This is a genomic window from Streptomyces rimosus subsp. rimosus (genome assembly GCF_000720725.1).
Taxonomy (GTDB): domain Bacteria; phylum Actinomycetota; class Actinomycetes; order Streptomycetales; family Streptomycetaceae; genus Streptomyces; species Streptomyces rimosus_A.
The window spans coordinates 47,948-69,194 of sequence record NZ_JOCQ01000089.1; the positions used below are offsets into that span (position 1 = coordinate 47,948).

The window sequence follows — 21,247 nt, forward strand, 5'->3', positions numbered from 1 at the left end:
CTTACTTCTCCTTCTTGGCGCCGTAGCGGCTGCGAGCCTGCTTGCGGTTCTTGACGCCCTGCGTGTCGAGGGAGCCGCGGATGATCTTGTACCGAACACCCGGCAGGTCCTTCACACGGCCGCCGCGCACGAGCACGATCGAGTGCTCCTGCAGGTTGTGGCCCTCACCCGGAATGTAAGCGGTGACCTCGATGCCGCTGGTCAGACGCACACGCGCGACCTTACGCAGGGCCGAGTTCGGCTTCTTCGGGGTGGTCGTGAAAACACGCGTGCAGACGCCGCGGCGCTGGGGCGAACCCTCCAGTGCGGGCGTCTTGTTCTTCTCGACCTTGTCCTGCCGGCCCTTGCGGACCAGCTGCTGGATCGTAGGCACCGTTTCTCCGGTTTCTGTGTGCCAGTCTCGGTAAAGCTAACCTGGAACAGTCCCCGACCCACGCGGTCGGGTGTGTCGAATACTGCAGACCCCTCGCTGGGACGAGGACGGCGGCAGATTGCGGTGTCGAGACCCGGCTTCCGTGCGGACGAGTGCACGCACGGCAGCCCGAGGACACCCCAGGCACAAGGTCAGAGCGTACCTACCGCATGGGCTGCGGTCAAAACAAATGCACACGCGAAGGACACCCCGGACTCCTCCGGCGCTGCGGCCACCGTAGTGCGATCAGGAGCCGTACGGAAGAAGGCTCCACCACCGCTCCGAGGGCCGTTCGGCCCGCCGGATACGCCGTACGGGTGGGCCGGACACCGTCACTGCGGCTTGTACCACGCCGGCGCCGGCTTCGCGCGTGTGACGTTCTTCCTAAGCGCGGGCCAGCACCGCCAGCATCATCATCAAGAGGAAGAACGCCCAGCCGCCGATGCTCAGCCAGCCCAGGACCAGCCCGGCCAGCGCCTGGCCGTCGCCGCGCTCCCCGGAGCGGCGGATCTCGGCACGTGCCTTGTGGCCCAGGATCACCGCGGGTATCCCGGTCAGGCCCCCCGTCGCCATGGTGAGGATGCCGCAGACCAGCGCGCCGGTCGCGGTGCCGTTGACGGGCGCCAGCGGGGGCACCGGCGCCGGCATGAAGGTCTGGGGCACCGCCTGAGGGGGTGCGAACTGTGCCTGCGGCACCGGCCCCTGCGGCAGGTCCGCGACCAGCAGCTGCAGCTCGCCATGGGTCTGGGCCTGGTACGCGCGGCCGATCCGCTGCTCGTACTCGTGCTGCGGCAGCCGGCCCTCGGCGAATCCGGCCTTCAGCACGTCCACCGCACGCTCCCGGTCGGCGTGCGAAGCGCGCATCGCCGGCGCCTGACCCGACGTCTGTCCCGACGCCTGGGCCGGCGGCTGACCGCCTTGCCAGGGCACCGGCTGCCCACCCTGCCACGGTTGGTACGCCACCTGAGCACCTCCCCCATTTTTGAGCAGTACACCCATCATTCAGTACGCGCCAGGAGATCGCACGGTTCCCCCGGCCGAATCTTCGGCGCCTCATCGAGCCGTCCGGTCACCGGGGCAGAACGCCGCAGGGCGGCCACCCCACAAAGGGGTGGCCGCCCTGCCGCTACAGCGCGTGACCGGTGAGCCGGTCACGGCCGCGAGGGACCTTACTGGTTGTACGGACCGTAGTCGTAGTCCTCCAGCGGGACCGCCTGGCCGGAGCCGGTGCCGAAGGGCGAGTAGTCGATGTCGTCGTAACCGACGGCCGAGTACATCGCGGCCTTGGCCTCCTCGGTGGGCTCCACCCGGATGTTGCGGTAGCGGGACAGGCCCGTACCGGCCGGGATGAGCTTACCGATGATGACGTTCTCCTTGAGGCCGATCAGGGAGTCCGACTTGGCGTTGATCGCCGCGTCGGTGAGCACCCGGGTCGTCTCCTGGAAGGACGCCGCCGACAGCCAGGACTCGGTGGCCAGCGAAGCCTTGGTGATACCCATCAGCTGCGGACGGCCGGAGGCCGGGTGGCCGCCTTCCTGGACCACACGACGGTTCTCGCTCTCGAACTTCGTACGCTCCACCAGCTCGCCCGGCAGCAGCTCCGCGTCGCCGGACTCGATGATCGTCACACGGCGCAGCATCTGCCGGATGATGATCTCGATGTGCTTGTCGTGGATCGCCACGCCCTGGTTGTTGTAGACCTTCTGGACCTCGCCGACCAGGTGGACCTGGACGGCTCGCTGGCCCAGGATGCGCAGCACGTCGTGCGGGTTGACGGCACCCACGGTCAGCGGCTGGCCGACCTCGACGTGGTCACCCTCGCCCACCAGCAGACGGGCACGCTTGGAGACGCCGTACGCCGTCTCGTCGCTGCCGTCGTCCGGCGTGACGATGACCTTCTTGGTCTTCTCGGTCTCCTCGATCCGCACGCGGCCGGCGGCCTCGGAGATCGGGGCGACACCCTTGGGCGTACGGGCCTCGAAGAGCTCGACGACACGCGGCAGACCCAGGGTGATGTCGTCACCGGCCACACCACCGGTGTGGAAGGTACGCATCGTCAACTGGGTGCCGGGCTCACCGATGGACTGGGCGGCGATGATGCCGACCGCCTCACCGATGTCGACCAGCTTGCCGGTGGCCAGCGAACGGCCGTAGCAGAAGGCGCAGGTGCCGACGGCGGACTCACAGGTCAGGACCGAGCGGGTCTTGACCTCCTCCACGCCGTGCGCGATCAGCTGGTCGATGAGCACGTCACCGAGGTCGACGTTGGCCGACGCGACGACCTTGCCGTCCACCACGACGTCCTCGGCCAGCATCCGCGCGTACACGGAGGACTCGACGTCGTCCGCCTTGCGCAGCACGCCGGCGGCGTCCTTGCTGGCGATCCGCAGCTTGAGGCCGCGCTCGGTGCCGCAGTCCTCCTCGCGGATGATGACGTCCTGCGAGACGTCCACGAGACGACGGGTGAGGTAACCCGAGTCGGCGGTACGCAGCGCGGTGTCCGCGAGACCCTTACGGGCACCGTGGGTGGAGATGAAGTACTCCAGCACGGACAGACCCTCACGGAACGACGCCTTGATGGGCCGCGGGATGGTCTCGTTCTTCGCGTTCGACACCAGACCACGCATACCGGCGATCTGCCGCATCTGCATCATGTTTCCTCGGGCACCCGAGTCAACCATCATGAAGATGGGGTTCGTCTTGGGGAAGTTCTCGTTCATCGCCTCGGCGACCTCGTTGGTCGCCTTGGTCCAGATGTTGATCAGTTCCTGAGTGCGCTCGTCCTTGGTGATCAGACCGCGCTCGTACTGCTTCTGGACCTTCTCGTCCTGGGCCTCGTAGCCCGCGACGATGGCCTTCTTGGCCTCCGGCACGACGATGTCCGAGACCGCGACGGTGACACCGGAACGGGTCGCCCAGTGGAAACCGGCCGCCTTCAGGTTGTCGAGCGTCGCCGCCACGATGACCTTCGGGTAGCGCTCGGCCAGGTCGTTGACGATCGCGGAGAGCTGCTTCTTGCCCACCGAGTAGTCGACGAACGGGTAGTCCTCGGGCAGCAGCTCGTTGAAGAGCGCGCGGCCCAGGGTCGTACGCAGCCGGAAGCTGTCACCCTGCTGCCACTCGGGCTCGCCCTCCTCCTGCGCCGGCGGGGTCCAGCCACGGGGCGGGACGGTGCCGATCGGGAAGCGGATGTCGACCTTCGCCTGGAGCGACAGCTCCCGGTTGTCGAAGGCCATGATCGCCTCGGCGACCGAGCCGAAGGACCGGCCCTCACCGATGACCTCGCGCTCCGCCTCGTCGGTGGTGAGGAAGAACAGGCCCAGCACCATGTCCTGGGTCGGCATGGTGACCGGACGGCCGTCGGCCGGCTTGAGGATGTTGTTCGAGGACAGCATCAGGATGCGGGCCTCGGCCTGCGCCTCCGCGGACAGCGGCAGGTGCACGGCCATCTGGTCACCGTCGAAGTCCGCGTTGAACGCGGTGCACACGAGCGGGTGAATCTGAATGGCCTTGCCCTCGACCAGCTGCGGCTCGAAGGCCTGGATGCCGAGGCGGTGCAGGGTGGGCGCACGGTTCAGCAGGACCGGGTGCTCCGCGATGACCTCTTCGAGGACGTCGTAGACGACCGTGCGGCCGCGCTCGACCATCCGCTTGGCGCTCTTGATGTTCTGCGCGTGGTTCAGGTCGACCAGGCGCTTCATCACGAACGGCTTGAAGAGCTCCAGCGCCATGGCCTTGGGCAGGCCGCACTGGTGCAGCTTCAGCTGCGGACCGACGACGATCACGGAACGCGCGGAGTAGTCCACACGCTTGCCGAGCAGGTTCTGACGGAAGCGGCCCTGCTTGCCCTTGAGCATGTCGGACAGCGACTTCAGCGGACGGTTGCCCGGGCCGGTGACCGGCCGGCCGCGGCGGCCGTTGTCGAACAGCGCGTCCACGGCCTCCTGGAGCATGCGCTTCTCGTTGTTCACGATGATCTCGGGCGCACCGAGGTCGAGAAGCCGCTTCAGGCGGTTGTTGCGGTTGATCACACGGCGGTACAGGTCGTTCAGGTCGGAGGTCGCGAAGCGGCCACCGTCCAGCTGCACCATCGGACGCAGGTCCGGCGGGATGACCGGGATGCAGTCCAGCACCATGCCGTTGGGGCTGTTGCGGGTCTGCAGGAACGCGGAGACGACCTTCAGGCGCTTGAGCGCACGGGTCTTCTTCTGGCCCTTGCCGGTACGGATGATCTCGCGGAGCTTCTCGGCCTCTTCGTCGAGATCGAAGGACTCCAGGCGCTTCTGCAGCGCAGCCGCGCCCATGCCGCCCATGAAGTACGTGCCGAAGCGGTCACGCAGCTCGCGGTAGAGCAGCTCGTCGCCCTCCAGGTCCTGGACCTTGAGGTTCTTGAAGCGGCTCCACACCTCGTCGAGGCGGTCGATCTCGCGCTGCGCGCGGTCGCGCAGCTGCTTCATCTCGCGCTCGGCGCCCTCGCGCACCTTGCGGCGCACGTCGGCCTTGGCGCCCTCGGCCTCCAGCTCGGCCAGGTCGGTCTCGAGCTTCTTGGCGCGGGCCTCCAGGTCGGCGTCGCGGCGCTGCTCGATCTGCTGGCGCTCGACGGAGACGTGCGCCTCCAGCGAGGGCAGGTCGCGCGTACGGCGCTCCTCGTCCACCCACGTGATCATGTAGGCGGCGAAGTAGATGACCTTTTCCAGGTCCTTCGGGGCGAGGTCGAGCAGGTAGCCCAGCCGCGACGGAACGCCCTTGAAGTACCAGATGTGCGTGACGGGAGCGGCCAGCTCGATGTGGCCCATCCGCTCACGGCGCACCTTGGCGCGAGTGACCTCGACGCCGCAGCGCTCACAGATGATGCCCTTGAAGCGGACACGCTTGTACTTGCCGCAGTAGCACTCCCAGTCCCGGGTGGGGCCGAAGATCTTCTCGCAGAAGAGGCCGTCCTTCTCGGGCTTGAGGGTGCGGTAGTTGATGGTCTCCGGCTTCTTGACCTCGCCGTGGGACCACTGTCGGATGTCGTCCGCGGTCGCCAGGCCGATCCGCAGCTCGTCGAAGAAGTTGACGTCGAGCACTGTCGTCAATCCCTCTTTCAGGGTCGAGTCTCAATCATGGTCTGAGGGGGTCCGGGGTGGGGCCGGGACCTCGCTGGGAGGTCCCGGCCAGACCCGTCAGACCTCTTCGACGCTGCTCGGCTCGCGCCGGGACAGGTCGATGCCGAGCTCCTCCGCGGCGCGGAAGACATCCTCGTCCGTGTCGCGCATCTCGATGGACATGCCGTCCGAGGACAGCACCTCCACGTTGAGGCACAGCGACTGCATTTCCTTGATGAGGACCTTGAAGGACTCGGGAATGCCGGGCTCGGGGATGTTCTCGCCCTTGACGATGGCCTCGTAGACCTTCACGCGGCCGGTCACGTCGTCGGACTTGATGGTCAGCAGTTCCTGGAGGGCGTACGCGGCGCCGTATGCCTCCAGCGCCCACACCTCCATCTCACCGAAGCGCTGGCCACCGAACTGGGCCTTACCACCCAGCGGCTGCTGGGTGATCATCGAGTACGGGCCGGTCGAGCGCGCGTGCAGCTTGTCGTCGACCAGGTGGTGGAGCTTCAGGATGTACATGTACCCGACCGAGATCGGGTCCGGGAACGGCTCACCGGAACGGCCGTCGAACATCCGGGCCTTGCCGGAGTTCTTGACCATCCGCTCGCCGTCGCGGTTGGGGAGCGTCGCGTCGAACAGACCGGCGAGCTCGTCCTCGCGCGCACCGTCGAAGACCGGGGTCGCGACGTTGGTGCGCGGCGCGACGTCGTCGGCGCCGATCGCCTGGAGGCGCTTCTGCCAGTCCTCGTCGCCCTCGACCTTCCAGCCCTGGCTGGCGAGCCAGCCGAGGTGGATCTCCAGGACCTGTCCCGGGTTCATTCGGGACGGGACACCCAGCGGGTTGAGGATGATGTCGACCGGGGTGCCGTCCTCCAGGAACGGCATGTCCTCGACCGGCAGGATCTTGGAGATGACGCCCTTGTTGCCGTGGCGGCCGGCGAGCTTGTCACCGTCGGTGATCTTGCGCTTCTGCGCCACGTAGACGCGGACCAGCTGGTTCACGCCCGGGGGCAGCTCGTCGCCCTCCTCGCGGTCGAAGACGCGGACGCCGATGACCTTGCCGATCTCGCCGTGCGGGACCTTCAGCGAGGTGTCACGGACCTCACGGGCCTTCTCACCGAAGATCGCGCGCAGCAGGCGCTCCTCGGGGGTCAGCTCGGTCTCACCCTTGGGCGTGACCTTGCCGACGAGGATGTCGCCGGCGACGACCTCGGCACCGATCCGGATGATGCCGCGCTCGTCGAGGTCCGAGAGGACCTCCTCGGAGACGTTCGGGATGTCCCGGGTGATCTCCTCGGGGCCGAGCTTGGTGTCCCGGGCGTCGACCTCGTGCTCCTCGATGTGGATCGAGGACAGGACGTCGTCCTGCACGAGGCGCTGCGACAGGATGATCGCGTCCTCGTAGTTGTGGCCCTCCCAGGGCATGAAGGCGACGAGCAGGTTCTTGCCCAGCGCCATCTCGCCCTCGTCGGTGGAGGGACCGTCGGCGAGCACCTGGCCCACGACCACGCGGGCGCCCTCGTCCACGACGACCTTCTGGTTGAAGGAGGTGCCCTGGTTCGAGCGGGTGAACTTGGCGACGCGGTACGTGGTGTACGTGCCGTCGTCGTTGGCGACGGTGATGTAGTCCGCGGAGACCTCCTGGACCACACCGTCCTTCTCCGCCTTGATGACGTCACCGGCGTCGACCGCGCAGCGGTACTCCATGCCGGTGCCGACCAGCGGGGCCTCCGCCTTGATCAGCGGCACGGCCTGGCGCATCATGTTCGATCCCATGAGCGCGCGGTTGGCGTCGTCGTGCTCCAGGAAGGGGATCATGGCGGTCGCGGCCGACACCATCTGGCGCGGCGAGACGTCCATGTAGTCCACGTCCTCGCGGGCGGCGAGGTCGACCTCACCACCGCGGCGGCGGCACATCACGCGGCCCTCGGCGAACTGCATGTCCTCGGTGAGGGGCGCGTTCGCCTGGGCGATCAGGAAGCGGTCTTCCTCGTCGGCGGTCAGGTAGTCGACCTGCTCGGTGACCCGGCCGTCGACGACCTTGCGGTACGGCGTCTCGATGAAGCCGAAGACGTTGACGCGGCCGTACGAGGCGAGCGAACCGATCAGACCGATGTTCGGGCCTTCGGGCGTCTCGATCGGGCACATGCGGCCGTAGTGCGAGGGGTGCACGTCACGGACGTCCAGGCCGGCCCGCTCACGGGAGAGACCGCCGGGGCCCAGCGCCGACAGACGGCGCTTGTGGGTCAGACCCGACAGCGGGTTGGTCTGGTCCATGAACTGGGACAGCTGGCTGGTGCCGAAGAACTCCTTGATGGAGGCGACGACCGGCCGGATGTTGATCAGGGTCTGCGGCGTGATCGCCTCGACGTCCTGGGTGGTCATGCGCTCGCGCACGACGCGCTCCATACGGGCGAGACCCGTACGGACCTGGTTCTGGATCAGCTCGCCGACGTTGCGCAGACGGCGGTTGCCGAAGTGGTCGATGTCGTCGGTCTCGACGACGATCTCCGTGCCGTTCTCGCCGATCGTCTCGGTCTCGCCGGCGTGCAGCTTGACCAGGTACTTGATCGTGGCGATGACGTCGTCGGTGGTCAGCACGCCCGCGTCGAGCGGCTCGTCCCCGCCGAGCTTCTTGTTGACCTTGTAGCGGCCGACCTTCGCAAGGTCGTAGCGCTTGGGGTTGAAGTAGAGGTTCTCCAGCAGCGTCTGCGCGGCCTCGCGCGTCGGCGGCTCGCCCGGACGCAGCTTGCGGTAGATGTCGAGCAGCGCGTCGTCCTGGCCCTGGGTGTGGTCCTTCTCCAGGGTGGCGCGCATCGACTCGTACTCGCCGAACTCCTCCAGGATCTGCTCGGTCGTCCAGCCGAGGGCCTTGAGGAGGACGGTCACGGACTGCTTGCGCTTGCGGTCGATGCGCACGCCGACCATGTCGCGCTTGTCGATCTCCATCTCCAGCCAGGCACCCCGGGACGGGATGATCTTGGCGGTGAAGATGTCCTTGTCGGACGTCTTGTCGATCTGGCTGTCGAAGTAGACGCCCGGCGAGCGGACCAGCTGCGAGACGACGACACGCTCGGTGCCGTTGATGCAGAAGGTGCCCTTGTTGGTCATGAGCGGGAAGTCGCCCATGAAGACCGTCTGGGACTTGATCTCCCCGGTCTCGTTGTTGGTGAACTCAGCCGTGACGAAGAGCGGGGCCGCGTACGTGAAGTCGCGCTCCTTGCACTCGTCGATGGAGTTCTTCGGGGGCTCGAATCGGTGGTCGCGGAACGTCAGCGACATCGACCCGGAGAAGTCCTCGATCGGGGAGATCTCTTCGAAGATCTCCTCCAGACCGGACTTGGTGGGGACGTCCTGACCACTTTCCAGCGCAGCCTCGACGCGACCCTTCCATGCGGCATTGCCGAGCAGCCAGTCGAAGCTTTCGGTCTGCAGCGCAAGGAGGTTCGGAACCCCGAGGGGCTCCTTGATCTTCGCAAAAGAGATGCGCAGCGGGGCGGTGCTGTCGCCGTTGTTCGTATTGGCAGTCGAGGCGTTGCGCGAGGCGGCCAAGAGGGGGTCCTTCCGAGGGCTCGGACTCACTACGCGCGTACCGGTCCCGGACCGAACACAGCCGGAGGAAAGGCCCAGGTCAGGGCGGTTCGGTCGGCATTGCTCGGGCTCGGGTATGCCCCTGGTGACGGGCAGGGAGCAGCTAACAGGCAGCGCAAAGGGTCAGTGTAGCCACTCGGCACACTGATGTCCAGAGCGAGTTTCCGGAGACCGGTCCAGCACTGTGATACCGATCTTCTCCCTCCGGGAGGCGGCACCCTCCGTGACGGAGGTACCCCTCTTTGTTCTTCTCAACGCCCAACGTCTCATGCCTGCCGCAAGCCGTACGCCAAGAGGCGCACCCCGATGCTTCCCTCTTCGCCGGCGATCCATGCCTCGAACCCGGATCGCTTCTGGCGTCGCGTCCTGAGAATTGCGCGCTGCGTGCGGTTCGTCAAGGCCCCCCACCCACTGGAAGATCGTCACGGGACGCAGGGCCGCGGGCAACGAAGATCACCATACTCGCACGGAAGGGCGGGTCGGCGCAGCCGCGGCCCGAACGCCCGAAGGCGACCACCCGCATGGGTGATCGCCTTCAGGTTTGCGAAGAGTCAGCGGACTCCTGAGGTCACTTGACCTCGACGGAGGCGCCGGCGCCCTTGAGGGCCTCGGCGGCCTTCTCCGCGGCGTCCTTGGCGACCTTCTCGAGGACCGGCTTCGGGGTGCCGTCGACGAGGTCCTTGGCCTCCTTCAGACCCAGCGAGGTCAGCTCGCGCACGACCTTGATGACCTGGATCTTCTTGTCGCCGGCGCCGGTGAGGATGACGTCGAACTCGTCCTGCTCCTCGGCAGCGGCGGCGCCGCCGTCGCCCTGGGCCGGGCCGGCAGCGGCAACGGCGACCGGGGCGGCAGCCTCGACGTCGAACTTCTCCTCGAACTTCTTCACGAAGTCGGAGAGCTCGAGCAGGGTCATCTCCTCGAACTGGGCCAGCAGTTCGTCCTGGGTGAGCTTCGCCATGGTGGCGGTCCTTCCACTAATTCGGCTGGTGCCGGATGTACATTGCGGCGGGCGTGCTGAGCAGACGTGCCCGCTGGACTGAGGAGTGGTTACTCCGCAGCCGCGGCGGGAGCCGGCTCACCGGCACCGCCCTGCTCGACCTTGCTGCGAAGAGCTTCCGCGGTGCGGACCATCTTCGTGAGCGGGGCCTGGAAGGTCGCCGCGGCCTTGGCCATGGACGCCTTCATGCCACCCGCCAGCTTGGCGAGCAGAACCTCGCGGGACTCGAGGTCCGCAAGCTTCTTGATCTCGTCGGCGGACAGCGCCTTGCCTTCAAGGACACCGCCCTTGATGACGAGAGAGGGGTTCTCCTTGGCGAAGTCACGAAGACCCTTCGCCGCCTCGACCGGGTCACCGGTCACGAAGGCGACAGCCGTCGAGCCCTTGAGGTGCTCGTCCAGCGTGATCCCGGCCTCATTGGCCGCAATCTTGGTCAGCGTGTTCTTCACCACACGGTACTGAGCGTTGTCACCGAGCGAACGGCGCAGCTGCTTGAGCTGAGCGACGGACAGTCCGGTGTACGCGGTCACAACAGCGGCGTTGGAGTTACGGAGCTTCTCCGTGATCTCCTCGACGGCTGCGACCTTGTCGGGCCTCGCCATGAGCCTCGGCCTCCTTCCGGGTGATGAGGACCGCGCAGAAGGGGCTGGGCAAAACAAACGCCCCGGCGCAAGCGCACGGGGCACAACTCGACCGGTCGAAACAGAGTTCTTCCGGGAGATCTTCCTCGTCCACCTGCGCAGGCCGTCCGCAGCTAGCGGATCCTTCGGTTCCGTACGCCCGTGAAGGCGCGCGGAGACAACCAGCGGTCTTTGGCTTCTTCGCTACGGTACGCGAACGGCCCAGTCGCAGGCAAATCCGTTCCCGGGCCCGGCGGCGCGCGGCGCGCCGGGCCCGGGAACGGCAGGGACGAGCGGCGGCGTCAGCCCGCCAGGCCGCCGCCCATGGCGCCGGAGCTGATCTTGGCCGCGTCGTTGACCTGCGAGGCCGGCGGCTCCTCGACGGAAACCTTGGTGCCGTAGTCCGAGTAGAAGACCGTGCTCTCGTAGCCGCCCTGGTTGTTCTGCATCGTCTCGGTCTTCTTGACGAGCAGGTCGTCCGGGCCGATCCACAGGTCGATGGTCTCGTTCTTCGTGCCGGTCTTCTTGAGCGCCTCCTCCATCGACTTCATGTCCTTCTCGCTGAAGTCCTTGGAGGCCTGCATACGGGTCAGCTCCGCCACGTCGAAGGTGGCGGTGTAGTGGGTGGCCTTGGTGCCGCGTACGTCCTCCGTACCGACCTTCTTGGCCTTGCCCGTCGCGAGCAGCAGGCCCACGGACCGCGACGGGTTGTTGTTCTGCATCTGGTCCTTGAGCAGCGCGAAGACCGGGCTCTTCTGGGCCATCGCGTTGTAGTCGTACTTCATCCAGGGCTTCCCGCCGAGCCCGAGCTTGAGGTACATCGCCTCCGGCGTGTAGATGCTCTGCATGGGCTTGCCGCCGCCCAGACCGCCCTGCCCGGACGTCTCGACGTTCATCCGCATGCCCTCGGACCAGTCCATCCCGCCCTTCATGGTCTGCGTCGTGCCGCGCTGCTTGGTCGTGCTCTCGACCTTGGCCGACTTCTCCGAGCCGGTCTTCTCGGACGCCGTCCGCAGCGCCGCCGCGGCGGCCTGGACCGGCGAGCCGCCGCCCGCGCTGTCGCCGCCCGCCTTGGTGCCGCCGTCCTTGCCGCCGCAGGCGGTCAGTCCGGCCAGCATGACGACGCCGGCGGCCGCGGCCGCGGTGATCCGCGCAGTACGCACGTGTTCTCTCCCCGTTGTAGATCAGCTTTTCGACTGCGGCCGAGCGTAGTGCAGGGGGCTGACAGCGCCCGCCGCCGGGCCCGGGAGACGTCCCAAACGCCCGGCGTCGCCCCGTACCGCCCGCGTCGCCCCGTACGGGCCCGGAAATCCGTCCCCGTGCGGCCGCACGCCGCTGTGCGCCGCCCCGGGCCGCCGCTGCCCGGACATGCGTCGGGCCCCGCACCTCGGTGAGGTGCGGGGCCCGACGTACGCGTACGCGCGGCGTCGTCAGTTTCAGACGGCGGCCGGGTCCTCCTCGACGAGGAGGTTGCGGGTGCGGTTGGCGTCGACCTGCACGCCGGGGCCCATCGTGGTGGTGATGGTGGCCTTCTTGATGTACCGGCCCTTGGCGGCGGACGGCTTGAGACGGTTGATCTCCTCCAGCGCCGCGGCGTAGTTCTCCACCAGCTTGGCGTCGTCGAAGGACACCTTGCCGATGATGAAGTGGAGGTTCGCGTGCTTGTCCACGCGGAACTCGATCTTGCCGCCCTTGATGTCGGTGACAGCCTTGGCGACATCCGGGGTGACGGTGCCGGTCTTCGGGTTCGGCATCAGACCACGGGGACCGAGCACGCGGCCGAGGCGGCCGACCTTGCCCATGAGGTCCGGCGTGGCGACGACGGCGTCGAAGTCCAGACGGCCCTTGGAGACCTCGTCGATCAGTTCGTCGGAGCCGACGATGTCGGCGCCCGCGGCTTCCGCTGCCGCAGCACGGTCGCCGGTCGCGAAGACCAGGACCCGGGCGGTCTTACCGGTGCCGTGCGGAAGGTTCACGGTGCCACGGACCATCTGGTCGGCCTTGCGCGGGTCGACACCCAGACGCATGGCGACCTCGACGGTCGCGTCGAACTTGGCCGGGGAGGTCTCCTTGGCCAGACGGACGGCCTCGAGCGGGGCGTACAGACGCTCCCGGTCGATCTTCGCGTCCGCGTTGCGAAGATTCTTGCTGCGCTTCACTGCTGCTCCTGAATGATGACGGTGGAGTCGTGGTGCGGGCCAGCGCCTGGCCCTGCCACGTGCCCCTGGGTGCGGCGGGTGCCGCGGGGCGATTGCGGGGTGGCTGTCAGCCCTCGACCGTGATGCCCATGGAACGGGCGGTGCCGGCGATGATCTTCGACGCGGCGTCCAGGTCGTTGGCGTTCAGGTCGGGCATCTTGGTGGTGGCGATCTCGCGGACCTGGTCGGCCGTGATCTTGGCGACCTTGGTCTTGTGCGGCTCGCCGGAGCCCTTCTCCACGCCCGCGGCCTTCAGGATCATCTTCGAGGCCGGCGGGGTCTTGGTGATGAAGGTGAAGGAACGGTCCTCGTAGACCGTGATCTCCACCGGGATGACCCAGCCGCGCTGCGACTCGGTCGCGGCGTTGTAGGCCTTGCAGAACTCCATGATGTTGACGCCGTGCTGACCCAGCGCGGGGCCGACCGGCGGAGCCGGGTTCGCGGCACCGGCCTGGATCTGGAGCTTGATGAGCCCCGTGACCTTCTTCTTCTTGGGAGGCATGCTCTCTCCGGGTCCTAGTGAGAGGTTTTTCGCCAGTCCATCCGGTCATCCGGATGGAGGCATACCGCACCACGATAACGGGTATAGCAGTACGGCCAAAAACCGAGCAGGTCAGACGGTCCCCAGGGGGCCCGTCCGACCTGTTCGGAAGCTGGTGTCCTGAAGAGCGTCAGTTCTTCTGGATCTGGTCGAAGCTCAGCTCGACCGGGGTCTCGCGGCCGAAGATCTCGACAAGGCCCTTGACCTTCTTCGAGTCGGCGTTGATCTCGTTGATCGTGGCCTGCAGCGTGGCGAACGGGCCGTCGGTGACGGTGACCGAGTCGCCCACCTCGAAGTCCAGCACCTGGACCTCGACCTTGCGGGACGGGGCCGGCTTGCCCTCGGCCTCGGCGGCCTCCTTGGCGGCCTTCTCCTCGGCCTCCGGGGCGAGCATCTTGACGATCTCGTCCAGGGTGAGCGGGTACGGGTCGTAGGCGTTGCCCACGAAGCCGGTCACGCCGGGCGTGTTGCGCACGACGCCCCAGGACTCGTTCGTCAGGTCCATGCGCACGAGCACGTAGCCCGGGAGCTTGTTCTGGCGGACGTTCTTACGCTCGCCGTTCTTGATCTGGACGATCTCTTCCTCGGGGACCTCGGCCTGGTAGATGAAGTCCTCGACGTTGAGCGAGACGGCGCGCTGCTCCAGGTTGGCCTTCACGCGCTTCTCGTAGCCCGCGTAGGTGTGGATGACGTACCACTCGCCCGGCAGGGTGCGCAGCTCCTCGCGGAGCGCGGCGATCGGGTCGGCCGGCTCGTCCTCGCCCTCGGCCGCCGCGTCCTCGGCGGTCTCGGCCGCATCGTCGTCGGCGTCCTCGTCCTCGACGCTCACCGCGGCCTCTTCGGCGGGCTCGCCCGCCTCGGCGTCCTCGGTGTCGAGCTCGTCGGCCGCGTCGGCGCCCTCGACGATCTCGCGGGCGGCCTCGTCGTCGGCAATCGCCGCAGCGTCGCCCTCGACCTCGGCCGAGGCAGCCGCGTCAACGTCGGCCGCTGCCGTCTCGACGGAGTCGGCGGCGTCGTTCAGGTTCGGGTCAGACACGGTGGCTGCTTCTTCCTGGCTTCAAGGGGTTGAACATGCAAAGGGGCGCCCGCAAAGGCGCCCTTCGCGGGATCAGCCGAAGACGTACTTGACGGCCTGGTTGAATCCCAAGTCAATCACGGTTACGAGACCGATGACGATGACGACGAAGACGATCACCACAGTGGTGTACGTCGAAAGCTGTCCCCGCGTGGGCCAGACGACCTTGCGGAGCTCGGCGATGATCTGCCGGTAGAAGAGCGCCAGCCGGGCGAACGGACCCTTCTTGCCGCGCTTGCCGCCGCGACGGGGCTTCTTCGACTCCGAGGCCTCGCCTTCGGAACGACCGCGCTCAGGCATGTCGATGGAGCCCAGGGCGTCCGTCACTCGTCCTCACCTGAATCCGGGTCGTTGGCCGTGCCGCGCCCGGTAGAGCCGCACGGCGGTGCATTTCAGTACGTACGCGTGCACGCGACTCGGTGAAGAGTGCGTGTAGCAGGGCCGGAGGGACTTGAACCCCCAACCGCTGGTTTTGGAGACCAGTGCTCTACCAATTGAGCTACGACCCTTTGTGGTTCCCCCAACCTACCGCATCCCGACCACTGCACCAGGTGCGAGGTCGCCGGCGGCCTGTTGGGAGCCAACGGTCAGCGAGTGTACGTGCTTCGCGGCCGGGCGTCGAACAGAAAGCCCCGAGGTGGCGCCTCCAAACCCGTGTGCCCGCCTCCCGGGCGGTCTGGGAACATGCAGTACATGAGCGCTACTCCTCCCGCACAGTCCCCCACCGACCGTCGGGTGTCGGCCCGCGTCGGGGCGATCTCCGAGTCCGCGACCCTCGCCGTGGACGCCAAGGCCAAGGCCCTCAAGGCCGCCGGGCGCCCGGTGATCGGCTTCGGCGCCGGCGAGCCCGACTTCCCCACTCCCGGTTACATCGTCGAAGCCGCCGTCGAGGCCTGCCGCAACCCGAAGTACCACCGCTACACCCCGGCAGGCGGCCTGCCCGAGCTGAAGGCCGCGATCGCCGCCAAGACGCTGCGCGACTCCGGATACGAGGTCGAGGCGGCGAACGTGCTGGTCACCAACGGTGGCAAGCAGGCGATCTACGAGGCGTTCGCCGCGATCCTGGACCCGGGCGACGAGGTCATCGTGCCCGCCCCGTACTGGACCACCTACCCGGAGTCGATCCGGCTGGCGGGCGGCGTGCCGGTGGAGGTCGTGGCCGACGAGACCACCGGTTACCGGGTGTCCGTGGAGCAGCTGGAGGCGGCCCGTACGGACCGTACGAAGGTGCTGCTGTTCGTCTCGCCGTCCAACCCGACCGGCGCGGTTTACACCCGTGAGCAGGTCGAGGCGGTGGGCCGCTGGGCCGCCGAGCACGGCCTGTGGGTGCTCACCGACGAGATCTACGAGCACCTGGTCTACGGCGACGCGACGTTCTGCTCGCTGCCGGTGGTCGTGCCGGAGCTGCGCGAGAAGTGCATCATCGTCAACGGTGTGGCGAAGACGTACGCGATGACCGGCTGGCGGGTGGGCTGGGCCATCGGCCCGAAGGACGTGATCAAGGCCGCGGCGAACCTCCAGTCGCACGCCACCTCCAACGTCTCCAACGTGGCGCAGGCCGCGGCCATCGCCGCGGTCTCGGGTGACCTGGACGCCGTCGAGGAGATGAAGGTCGCCTTCGACCGGCGCCGTAAGACGATGGTGCGGATGCTCAACGAGATCGACGGCGTGCTGTGCCCCGAGCCGGAGGGCGCGTTCTACGCGTACCCGTCGGTCAAGGGCCTGCTCGGCAAGGAGATCCGCGGCAAGCGCCCGCAGACCAGCGTGGAGCTGGCCGAGCTGATCCTGGAGGAGGCCGAGGTCGCGGTGGTTCCGGGTGAGGCGTTCGGCACGCCGGGCTACCTGCGCCTGTCGTACGCGCTCGGCGACGAGGACCTGGACGAGGGCATCACGCGTGTCCAGAACCTGCTGGCCGAGGCCAAGTAGCGCACGGGTGGACACCTGCGGGCCCCGGGGTTTCCCGGGGCCCGCATCTGCTTTCGGGCGGGCGCCCGTTCGGGAAAGGGCCTACCGGCGCGTCGGCCGCGTACGGCAAGATCCTGGGATGGAACGTGTACGCGATGTCCGAGAGCTGCCGAAGGCCCATCTGCACCTGCACTTCACGGGGTCCATGCGGCCCGCGACCCTGCTGGAGCTCGCCGACAAGTACGGCGTGCACCTGCCGGAGGCCCTGAAGGGCGGCGAGCCGCCCAGGCTGCGGGCGACGGACGAGCGCGGCTGGTTCCGCTTCCAGCGGCTGTACGACATCGCCCGGTCCTGTCTGCGCTCCCCCGAGGACATCCAGCGGCTGGTCCGCGAGGCCGCCGAGGAGGACGTGCGGGACGGCTCCGGGTGGCTGGAGATCCAGGTCGACCCGACCTCGTACGCGCCGCGGCTGGGCGGGCTGATCCCCGCGCTGGAGATCATCCTGGACGCGGTGCGCACCGCCTCTCGCGACACCGGCCTCGGGATACGGGTCCTGGTGGCCGCGAACCGCATGAAGCACCCCCTGGACGCCCGTACGCTGGCCCGGCTCGCGGTCCGCTACGCCGACCGCGGTGTGATCGGTTTCGGGCTCTCCAACGACGAGCGGCGGGGTTTCGCGCGCGACTTCGACCGGGCCTTCGCCATCGCGCGCGAAGGCGGGCTGCTGGCGGCACCGCACGGCGGCGAGCTGTCCGGGCCGGCGAGCGTGCGGGACTGCCTGGACGACCTGCACGCGGCGCGGGTCGGCCACGGCGTGCGCGCCGCGGAGGACCCGGCACTGCTGCGGCGGCTGGCCGAGCGCGGGGTGACGTGCGAGGTCTGCCCGGCGTCGAACGTGGCCCTGGGCGTCTACGAGAAGCCCGAGGACGTGCCGCTGCGGACCTTCTACGACGCCGGCGTCCCGATGGCGCTGGGCGCCGACGACCCGCTGCTGTTCGGCTCCCGGCTGGCGGCCCAGTACGAGATCGCCCGCACCGCGCACGGCTTCTCGGACGCCGAACTGGCCGAGCTGGCCCGCCAGTCGGTACGGGGTTCGCGGGCGCCGGAGGACATGCGGCGCAAGCTGCTGGCGGGGGTGGACGCGTGGCTGGGCGAGGAGTGACGCGTCCTAAAGGGTGACGCCGACCGTCACCGGCTCGTTGACCAGCGTGACGCCGAAGGCCGCGTGGACGCCCTCGCGCACCTCGCGGGCCAGCGCGAGCAGGTCCTCGGTGGTGGCCCGGCCGCGGTTGGTCAGGGCGAGGGTGTGCTTGGTGGAGATGCGGGCCGGTCCGTCGCCGTAGCCCTTGGTGAAGCCGGCCCGGTCGATGAGCCAGGCGGCCGAGGTCTTCACGTGTCCGTCGCCCGCGGGGAAGGCGGGCGGGGTGACGTCCGCGCCGAGGCGCTCGTGGACGCGGGCGAGGAAGTCCGCGTGCTGGGCCTCGGTGAGGATCGGGTTGGTGAAGAAGGACCCCGCGGACCAGGTGTCGTGGTCCTCCGGGTCCAGGACCATGCCCTTGCCGGCCCGCAGCTTGAGCACGGTCTCGCGGGCGGCGGCGGCCGGTACCCGGTCGCCCGCCTCGACGCCGAGGGTGCGGGCGGTCTCCGCGTACTTGATCGGTGCGGACAGCCCGCCCGCGTCCTCCAGGGCGAAGCGGACGCGCAGTACGACGAAGCGGTCGGGGTGCTCCTTGAAGCGGCTGTGGCGGTACGAGAACGCGCACTCGGCGTTCGAGAGGGTCACGGTCTCGCCCGCTATGCGGTCGTACGCGACCACCTCGGTGATCGTGGAGGACACTTCCTGTCCGTACGCGCCCACGTTCTGGATGGGCGTGGCCCCCGCCGAGCCGGGGATGCCGGCCAGGCACTCGACGCCCGCGAGGCCGGCCTCGACCGTACGGGCCACCGCGTCGGACCAGTTCTCGCCCGCGGCCAGCGTCAGGTCGGTGCCGTCGAGGGCGAAGCCGCGGGTGGCGATGCGCAGCGCGGTGCCCTCGAAGCCCTTGTCGCCGATGACCAGGTTGCTGCCGCCGCCGATGACGAGCAGCGGCGTACCGGATGCGTCGGCCTCGCGGACGGCCGCGATCACTTCGTCGTCCGTGGTGGCGGTGAGCAGCCGGGTGGCCGGTCCGCCGAGCCGGAAGGTGGTCAGCGGGGCGAGGGGGGCGTCGTGGAGTTCCTGCACGGGCTCAAGAGTACGGGGGCGGTCCCGGCGCTCGGGCCGGGCCGCCCCCGTGCGGCAACGAGGCGCGCTTTTCAGGCGAGCCTGACCACCGCGCGCGACATTCCGAGCACCTTCTGGCCGGCGCTGGTCGCGGTCAGATCGACACGGACCGTACGGGCCTCGTCGTCCAGCTTGGCCGCGACCTTGCCGCTGACCTCGATGACCGCGCCCTCGTCGTCGTTGGGGACCACGACGGGCTTGGTGAAGCGCACGCCGTACTCGACGACCGCGCCCGGGTCGCCGGTCCAGTCGGTGACCACGCGGACCGCCTCGGCCATGGTGAACATGCCGTGCGCGATCACGTCGGGCAGGCCGACCTCCTTGGCGAACTTCTCGTTCCAGTGGATCGGGTTGAAGTCGCCGGAGGCGCCCGCGTAGCGCACGAGGGTGTCCCGGGTCACGGGAAAGGTCTGCGCCGGGAGTTCGGTGCCGGCCTCGACGTCGTCGTAAGAGATCTTCGCCGTCATCGCGTCAGCCCTCCTGTCCGGCGCCGCGCGCCACCAGCTTGGTGAAAGCGGTCACCACGTGGTCGCCCGCTTCGTCGTGCACCTCACCACGGATATCGAGAATGTCGTTTCCCGCCATGGATTTGATCGCCTCGATGGTCGAGGTGACGGTCAGCCGGTCACCGGCGCGCACCGGCCGCGTGTAGACGAATTTCTGGTCGCCGTGCACCACCCGGCTGTAATCGAGACCCAGCTGCGGGTCCTCGACGACCTGGCCCGCGGCGCGGAAGGTGATGGAGAACACAAAGGTCGGCGGGGCGATCACATCGGGGTGACCGAGCGCCCTGGCGGCCTCGGCGTCGGTGTACGCCGGGGCGGCATCCCCGATCGCCTCGGCGAATTCGCGGATCTTCTCCCGGCCGACCTCATAAGGAGCGGTGGCCGGGTAGCTCCGCCCGACGAAGGACTGGTCGAGCGCCATGGGCTCGCAACCTCCCTGAACTGGTCCCTGTAACGGTCCCTGACCTTGTCATACCGGCGTACGGGCGCCCGGCGCCGCGCCGCGCGGAATCCTCGCACCACAACGCCGCGAGGCCGCCCCCAGGGACTGGGGACGGCCTCGCGGACGAGCCTGTTGTTATCGCGTCTCGCGGTGCGCGGTGTGCGCGTTGCAGCGCGGGCAGTGCTTCTTCATCTCAAGACGGTCCGGGTCGTTGCGCCGGTTCTTCTTGGTGATGTAGTTCCGCTCCTTGCACTCCACGCAGGCCAGCGTGATCTTCGGGCGGACGTCGGTGGCAGCCACGTGAGTGCTCCTTGACGGACGGATGGACGGGTGAACGCATGAATAGTAGCCGATCGGGAGACCGACCCCACAATCGGCTACTGTGTGTAGCGGTGACCGGACTTGAACCGGTGACACAGCGATTATGAGCCGCTTGCTCTACCGACTGAGCTACACCGCTGCGATGCGAGCGGATCCCGCCCGAAGGCGGGATACCTCACACATCAGAGCCCCAATACGGAATCGAACCGTAGACCTTCTCCTTACCATGGAGACGCTCTGCCGACTGAGCTATTGGGGCGAGCGATGAAGACATTACACGGCCTGCCGCCAAAGGTGAAATCCGTATCCGGCGGCCGCCCCGCCCGCCCCGCGCACCACACCGGTACGACTATTTCGCGCCTCCGCGAAGCTCCCCGGACCGCCCCCTAGGCTCGGACCACGCTGCGTGATCTTGCACGCCCGGTCCTCCGAGGAGCGCGATGTCCGAGAGCAGTCAGCCGCAGCCGGGCCCCGACAAGGCCTCCGGCAGCGACGGCACCGGCGCCGCGGCGGGCACCCTGGTGCTCTGCGACGCCCGGCTCGCCGACGGCCGCGTGGTGGACGTGCGGCTGAGCGGCGGGCGTATCGAGGCGGTCGGCACGGCGGGCAGCCTCGCCCCGCAGGGCACCCGTATCGACCTCGGCGGCTACCTGCTGCTCCCGGCCCCCGCCGAGCCGCACGCGCACTGCGACACCGCGCTGACCGCGGATGCCGCGGGCCCCGCCACCGACACCCTCGAAGACGTCCAGCGCCGCACCACGGAGGCGGCCCTTCTGCAACTGGGCCACGGCGCGACGGCGCTGCGCACCCACGTACGCGTCGGCGACGTCCAGGCGCTGCGGTCCCTGGAGGCCGTCCTCCAGGCGGGCCGGTCGCTGCGCGGGCTGGCCGAGATGACGGCGGTGGCGGTGCCGCGGATGCTCACCGGGGCGGCCGGCGCGGACGGGCTGGCGATGCTGCGGGACGCCGTGAAGATGGGCGCCACGGTCATCGGCGGCTGTCCGGACCTCGACCCCGATCCGGCCGGGTACGCCGAGGCCGTCCTGGAGGTCGCGGGCGAGCACGGCTGCGCGGTGGATCTCCACACGGACGGTGACGACCCCGCGCGGCTGGCCCGGTTCGCGGCGATGGCGGGCGGGCTGCGGCCCGGGGTGGCGATCGGGCCGTGCGCGGGCCTGTCGGCGCTGCCGACGGAGGTGGCGGCGCGCACCGCCGAGCACCTGGCGGCGGCCGGTGTGACGGTCGTGTGCCTGCCGCAGGGCGGCTGCGCGGCCCTGGAG

General features: G+C 68.6%; 18 protein-coding genes and 3 tRNA genes. 3 read left to right on the forward strand and 18 right to left on the reverse strand.

Annotated features, from left to right (window positions below):
- Position 1: 1 nt before the first annotated feature.
- The 12 genes from rpsL to IH45_RS0132995 all read right to left on the reverse strand — a co-directional run bounded on the left by rpsL (position 2) and on the right by IH45_RS0132995 (position 15,039).
- A complete protein-coding gene (gene rpsL, locus IH45_RS0132935) occupies positions 2 to 373 on the reverse strand; it encodes a 30S ribosomal protein S12 (RefSeq protein WP_003948652.1) in 372 nt (123 codons plus the stop codon).
- Between the two features lie 423 nt (positions 374 to 796).
- Complete coding sequence (locus IH45_RS0132940; protein ID WP_030677050.1) at positions 797 to 1,276, reverse strand: DUF1707 and DUF4190 domain-containing protein; 480 nt, start codon at positions 1,274 to 1,276, stop codon at positions 797 to 799.
- A gap of 305 nt (positions 1,277 to 1,581) precedes the next feature.
- Positions 1,582 to 5,481: a DNA-directed RNA polymerase subunit beta' gene (locus tag IH45_RS0132950; RefSeq protein WP_030677053.1), complete on the reverse strand. Its 3,900-nt coding sequence runs from the start codon at positions 5,479 to 5,481 to the stop codon at positions 1,582 to 1,584.
- Between the two features lie 96 nt (positions 5,482 to 5,577).
- Positions 5,578 to 9,060 (reverse strand): DNA-directed RNA polymerase subunit beta, encoded by a 3,483-nt coding sequence (gene rpoB, locus IH45_RS0132955; RefSeq protein ID WP_030648824.1) that lies wholly within the window; start codon positions 9,058 to 9,060, stop codon positions 5,578 to 5,580.
- A 607-nt stretch (positions 9,061 to 9,667) separates the two neighbouring features.
- On the reverse strand, positions 9,668 to 10,057 hold the full coding sequence (gene rplL, locus IH45_RS0132960; protein WP_030677056.1) for a 50S ribosomal protein L7/L12: 390 nt from the start codon (positions 10,055 to 10,057) through the stop codon (positions 9,668 to 9,670).
- Between the two features lie 89 nt (positions 10,058 to 10,146).
- Complete coding sequence (gene rplJ, locus IH45_RS0132965) at positions 10,147 to 10,698, reverse strand: 50S ribosomal protein L10 (RefSeq protein ID WP_004571805.1); 552 nt, start codon at positions 10,696 to 10,698, stop codon at positions 10,147 to 10,149.
- A 320-nt stretch (positions 10,699 to 11,018) separates the two neighbouring features.
- Positions 11,019 to 11,879 carry an SCO4651 family lipoprotein gene (locus IH45_RS0132970; RefSeq protein WP_030677059.1) on the reverse strand — a complete coding sequence of 287 codons (861 nt, stop codon included), beginning with the start codon at positions 11,877 to 11,879 and terminating at the stop codon, positions 11,019 to 11,021.
- Between the two features lie 273 nt (positions 11,880 to 12,152).
- The gene (rplA, locus tag IH45_RS0132975) at positions 12,153 to 12,875 is read right to left on the reverse strand and encodes a 50S ribosomal protein L1 (RefSeq protein WP_030677062.1); all 723 of its coding nucleotides are present in this window, start codon (positions 12,873 to 12,875) and stop codon (positions 12,153 to 12,155) included.
- A gap of 106 nt (positions 12,876 to 12,981) precedes the next feature.
- Positions 12,982 to 13,416 carry a 50S ribosomal protein L11 gene (gene rplK / locus IH45_RS0132980; RefSeq protein ID WP_030262765.1) on the reverse strand — a complete coding sequence of 145 codons (435 nt, stop codon included), beginning with the start codon at positions 13,414 to 13,416 and terminating at the stop codon, positions 12,982 to 12,984.
- Between the two features lie 169 nt (positions 13,417 to 13,585).
- Entirely contained in the window at positions 13,586 to 14,491 is a 906-nt protein-coding gene (nusG, locus tag IH45_RS0132985) for a transcription termination/antitermination protein NusG (RefSeq protein WP_030677065.1), read from the reverse strand.
- Positions 14,492 to 14,563: 72 nt separating this feature from the next.
- On the reverse strand, positions 14,564 to 14,857 hold the full coding sequence (gene secE / locus IH45_RS0132990; RefSeq protein ID WP_030677068.1) for a preprotein translocase subunit SecE: 294 nt from the start codon (positions 14,855 to 14,857) through the stop codon (positions 14,564 to 14,566).
- 109 nt (positions 14,858 to 14,966) lie between these two features.
- Positions 14,967 to 15,039 (reverse strand) — tRNA-Trp (locus IH45_RS0132995).
- A gap of 184 nt (positions 15,040 to 15,223) precedes the next feature.
- Between IH45_RS0132995 and IH45_RS0133000 the strand changes: the two genes are divergently transcribed.
- Entirely contained in the window at positions 15,224 to 16,456 is a 1,233-nt protein-coding gene (locus IH45_RS0133000) for a pyridoxal phosphate-dependent aminotransferase (RefSeq protein ID WP_032918750.1), read from the forward strand.
- A gap of 118 nt (positions 16,457 to 16,574) precedes the next feature.
- A complete protein-coding gene (locus IH45_RS0133005) occupies positions 16,575 to 17,597 on the forward strand; it encodes an adenosine deaminase (RefSeq protein ID WP_030677073.1) in 1,023 nt (340 codons plus the stop codon).
- A 6-nt stretch (positions 17,598 to 17,603) separates the two neighbouring features.
- Here IH45_RS0133005 and IH45_RS0133010 read toward each other — a convergent pair whose 3' ends face one another.
- From IH45_RS0133010 to IH45_RS0133035, 6 genes are all read right to left on the reverse strand, one after another.
- Positions 17,604 to 18,659, reverse strand: a complete 1,056-nt coding sequence (locus IH45_RS0133010) for a UDP-N-acetylmuramate dehydrogenase (RefSeq protein WP_030677075.1) — start codon at positions 18,657 to 18,659, stop codon at positions 17,604 to 17,606.
- A gap of 71 nt (positions 18,660 to 18,730) precedes the next feature.
- Positions 18,731 to 19,165, reverse strand: coding sequence for a MaoC family dehydratase (locus tag IH45_RS0133015; protein ID WP_030677077.1), 435 nt, complete (start codon positions 19,163 to 19,165; stop codon positions 18,731 to 18,733).
- A 4-nt stretch (positions 19,166 to 19,169) separates the two neighbouring features.
- Positions 19,170 to 19,625, reverse strand: a complete 456-nt coding sequence (locus IH45_RS0133020) for a MaoC family dehydratase N-terminal domain-containing protein (protein WP_030677079.1) — start codon at positions 19,623 to 19,625, stop codon at positions 19,170 to 19,172.
- A gap of 156 nt (positions 19,626 to 19,781) precedes the next feature.
- Positions 19,782 to 19,946 carry a 50S ribosomal protein L33 gene (gene rpmG / locus IH45_RS0133025; RefSeq protein WP_004571794.1) on the reverse strand — a complete coding sequence of 55 codons (165 nt, stop codon included), beginning with the start codon at positions 19,944 to 19,946 and terminating at the stop codon, positions 19,782 to 19,784.
- Between the two features lie 87 nt (positions 19,947 to 20,033).
- A tRNA-Met gene (locus IH45_RS0133030) sits at positions 20,034 to 20,106 on the reverse strand.
- 47 nt (positions 20,107 to 20,153) lie between these two features.
- Positions 20,154 to 20,226, reverse strand: a tRNA-Thr gene (locus tag IH45_RS0133035).
- Positions 20,227 to 20,407: 181 nt separating this feature from the next.
- Between IH45_RS0133035 and IH45_RS0133040 the strand changes: the two genes are divergently transcribed.
- Positions 20,408 to 21,247, forward strand: an 840-nt coding sequence (locus IH45_RS0133040; RefSeq protein ID WP_030677081.1) for an amidohydrolase family protein, incomplete at its 3' end; no start/stop codon positions are given.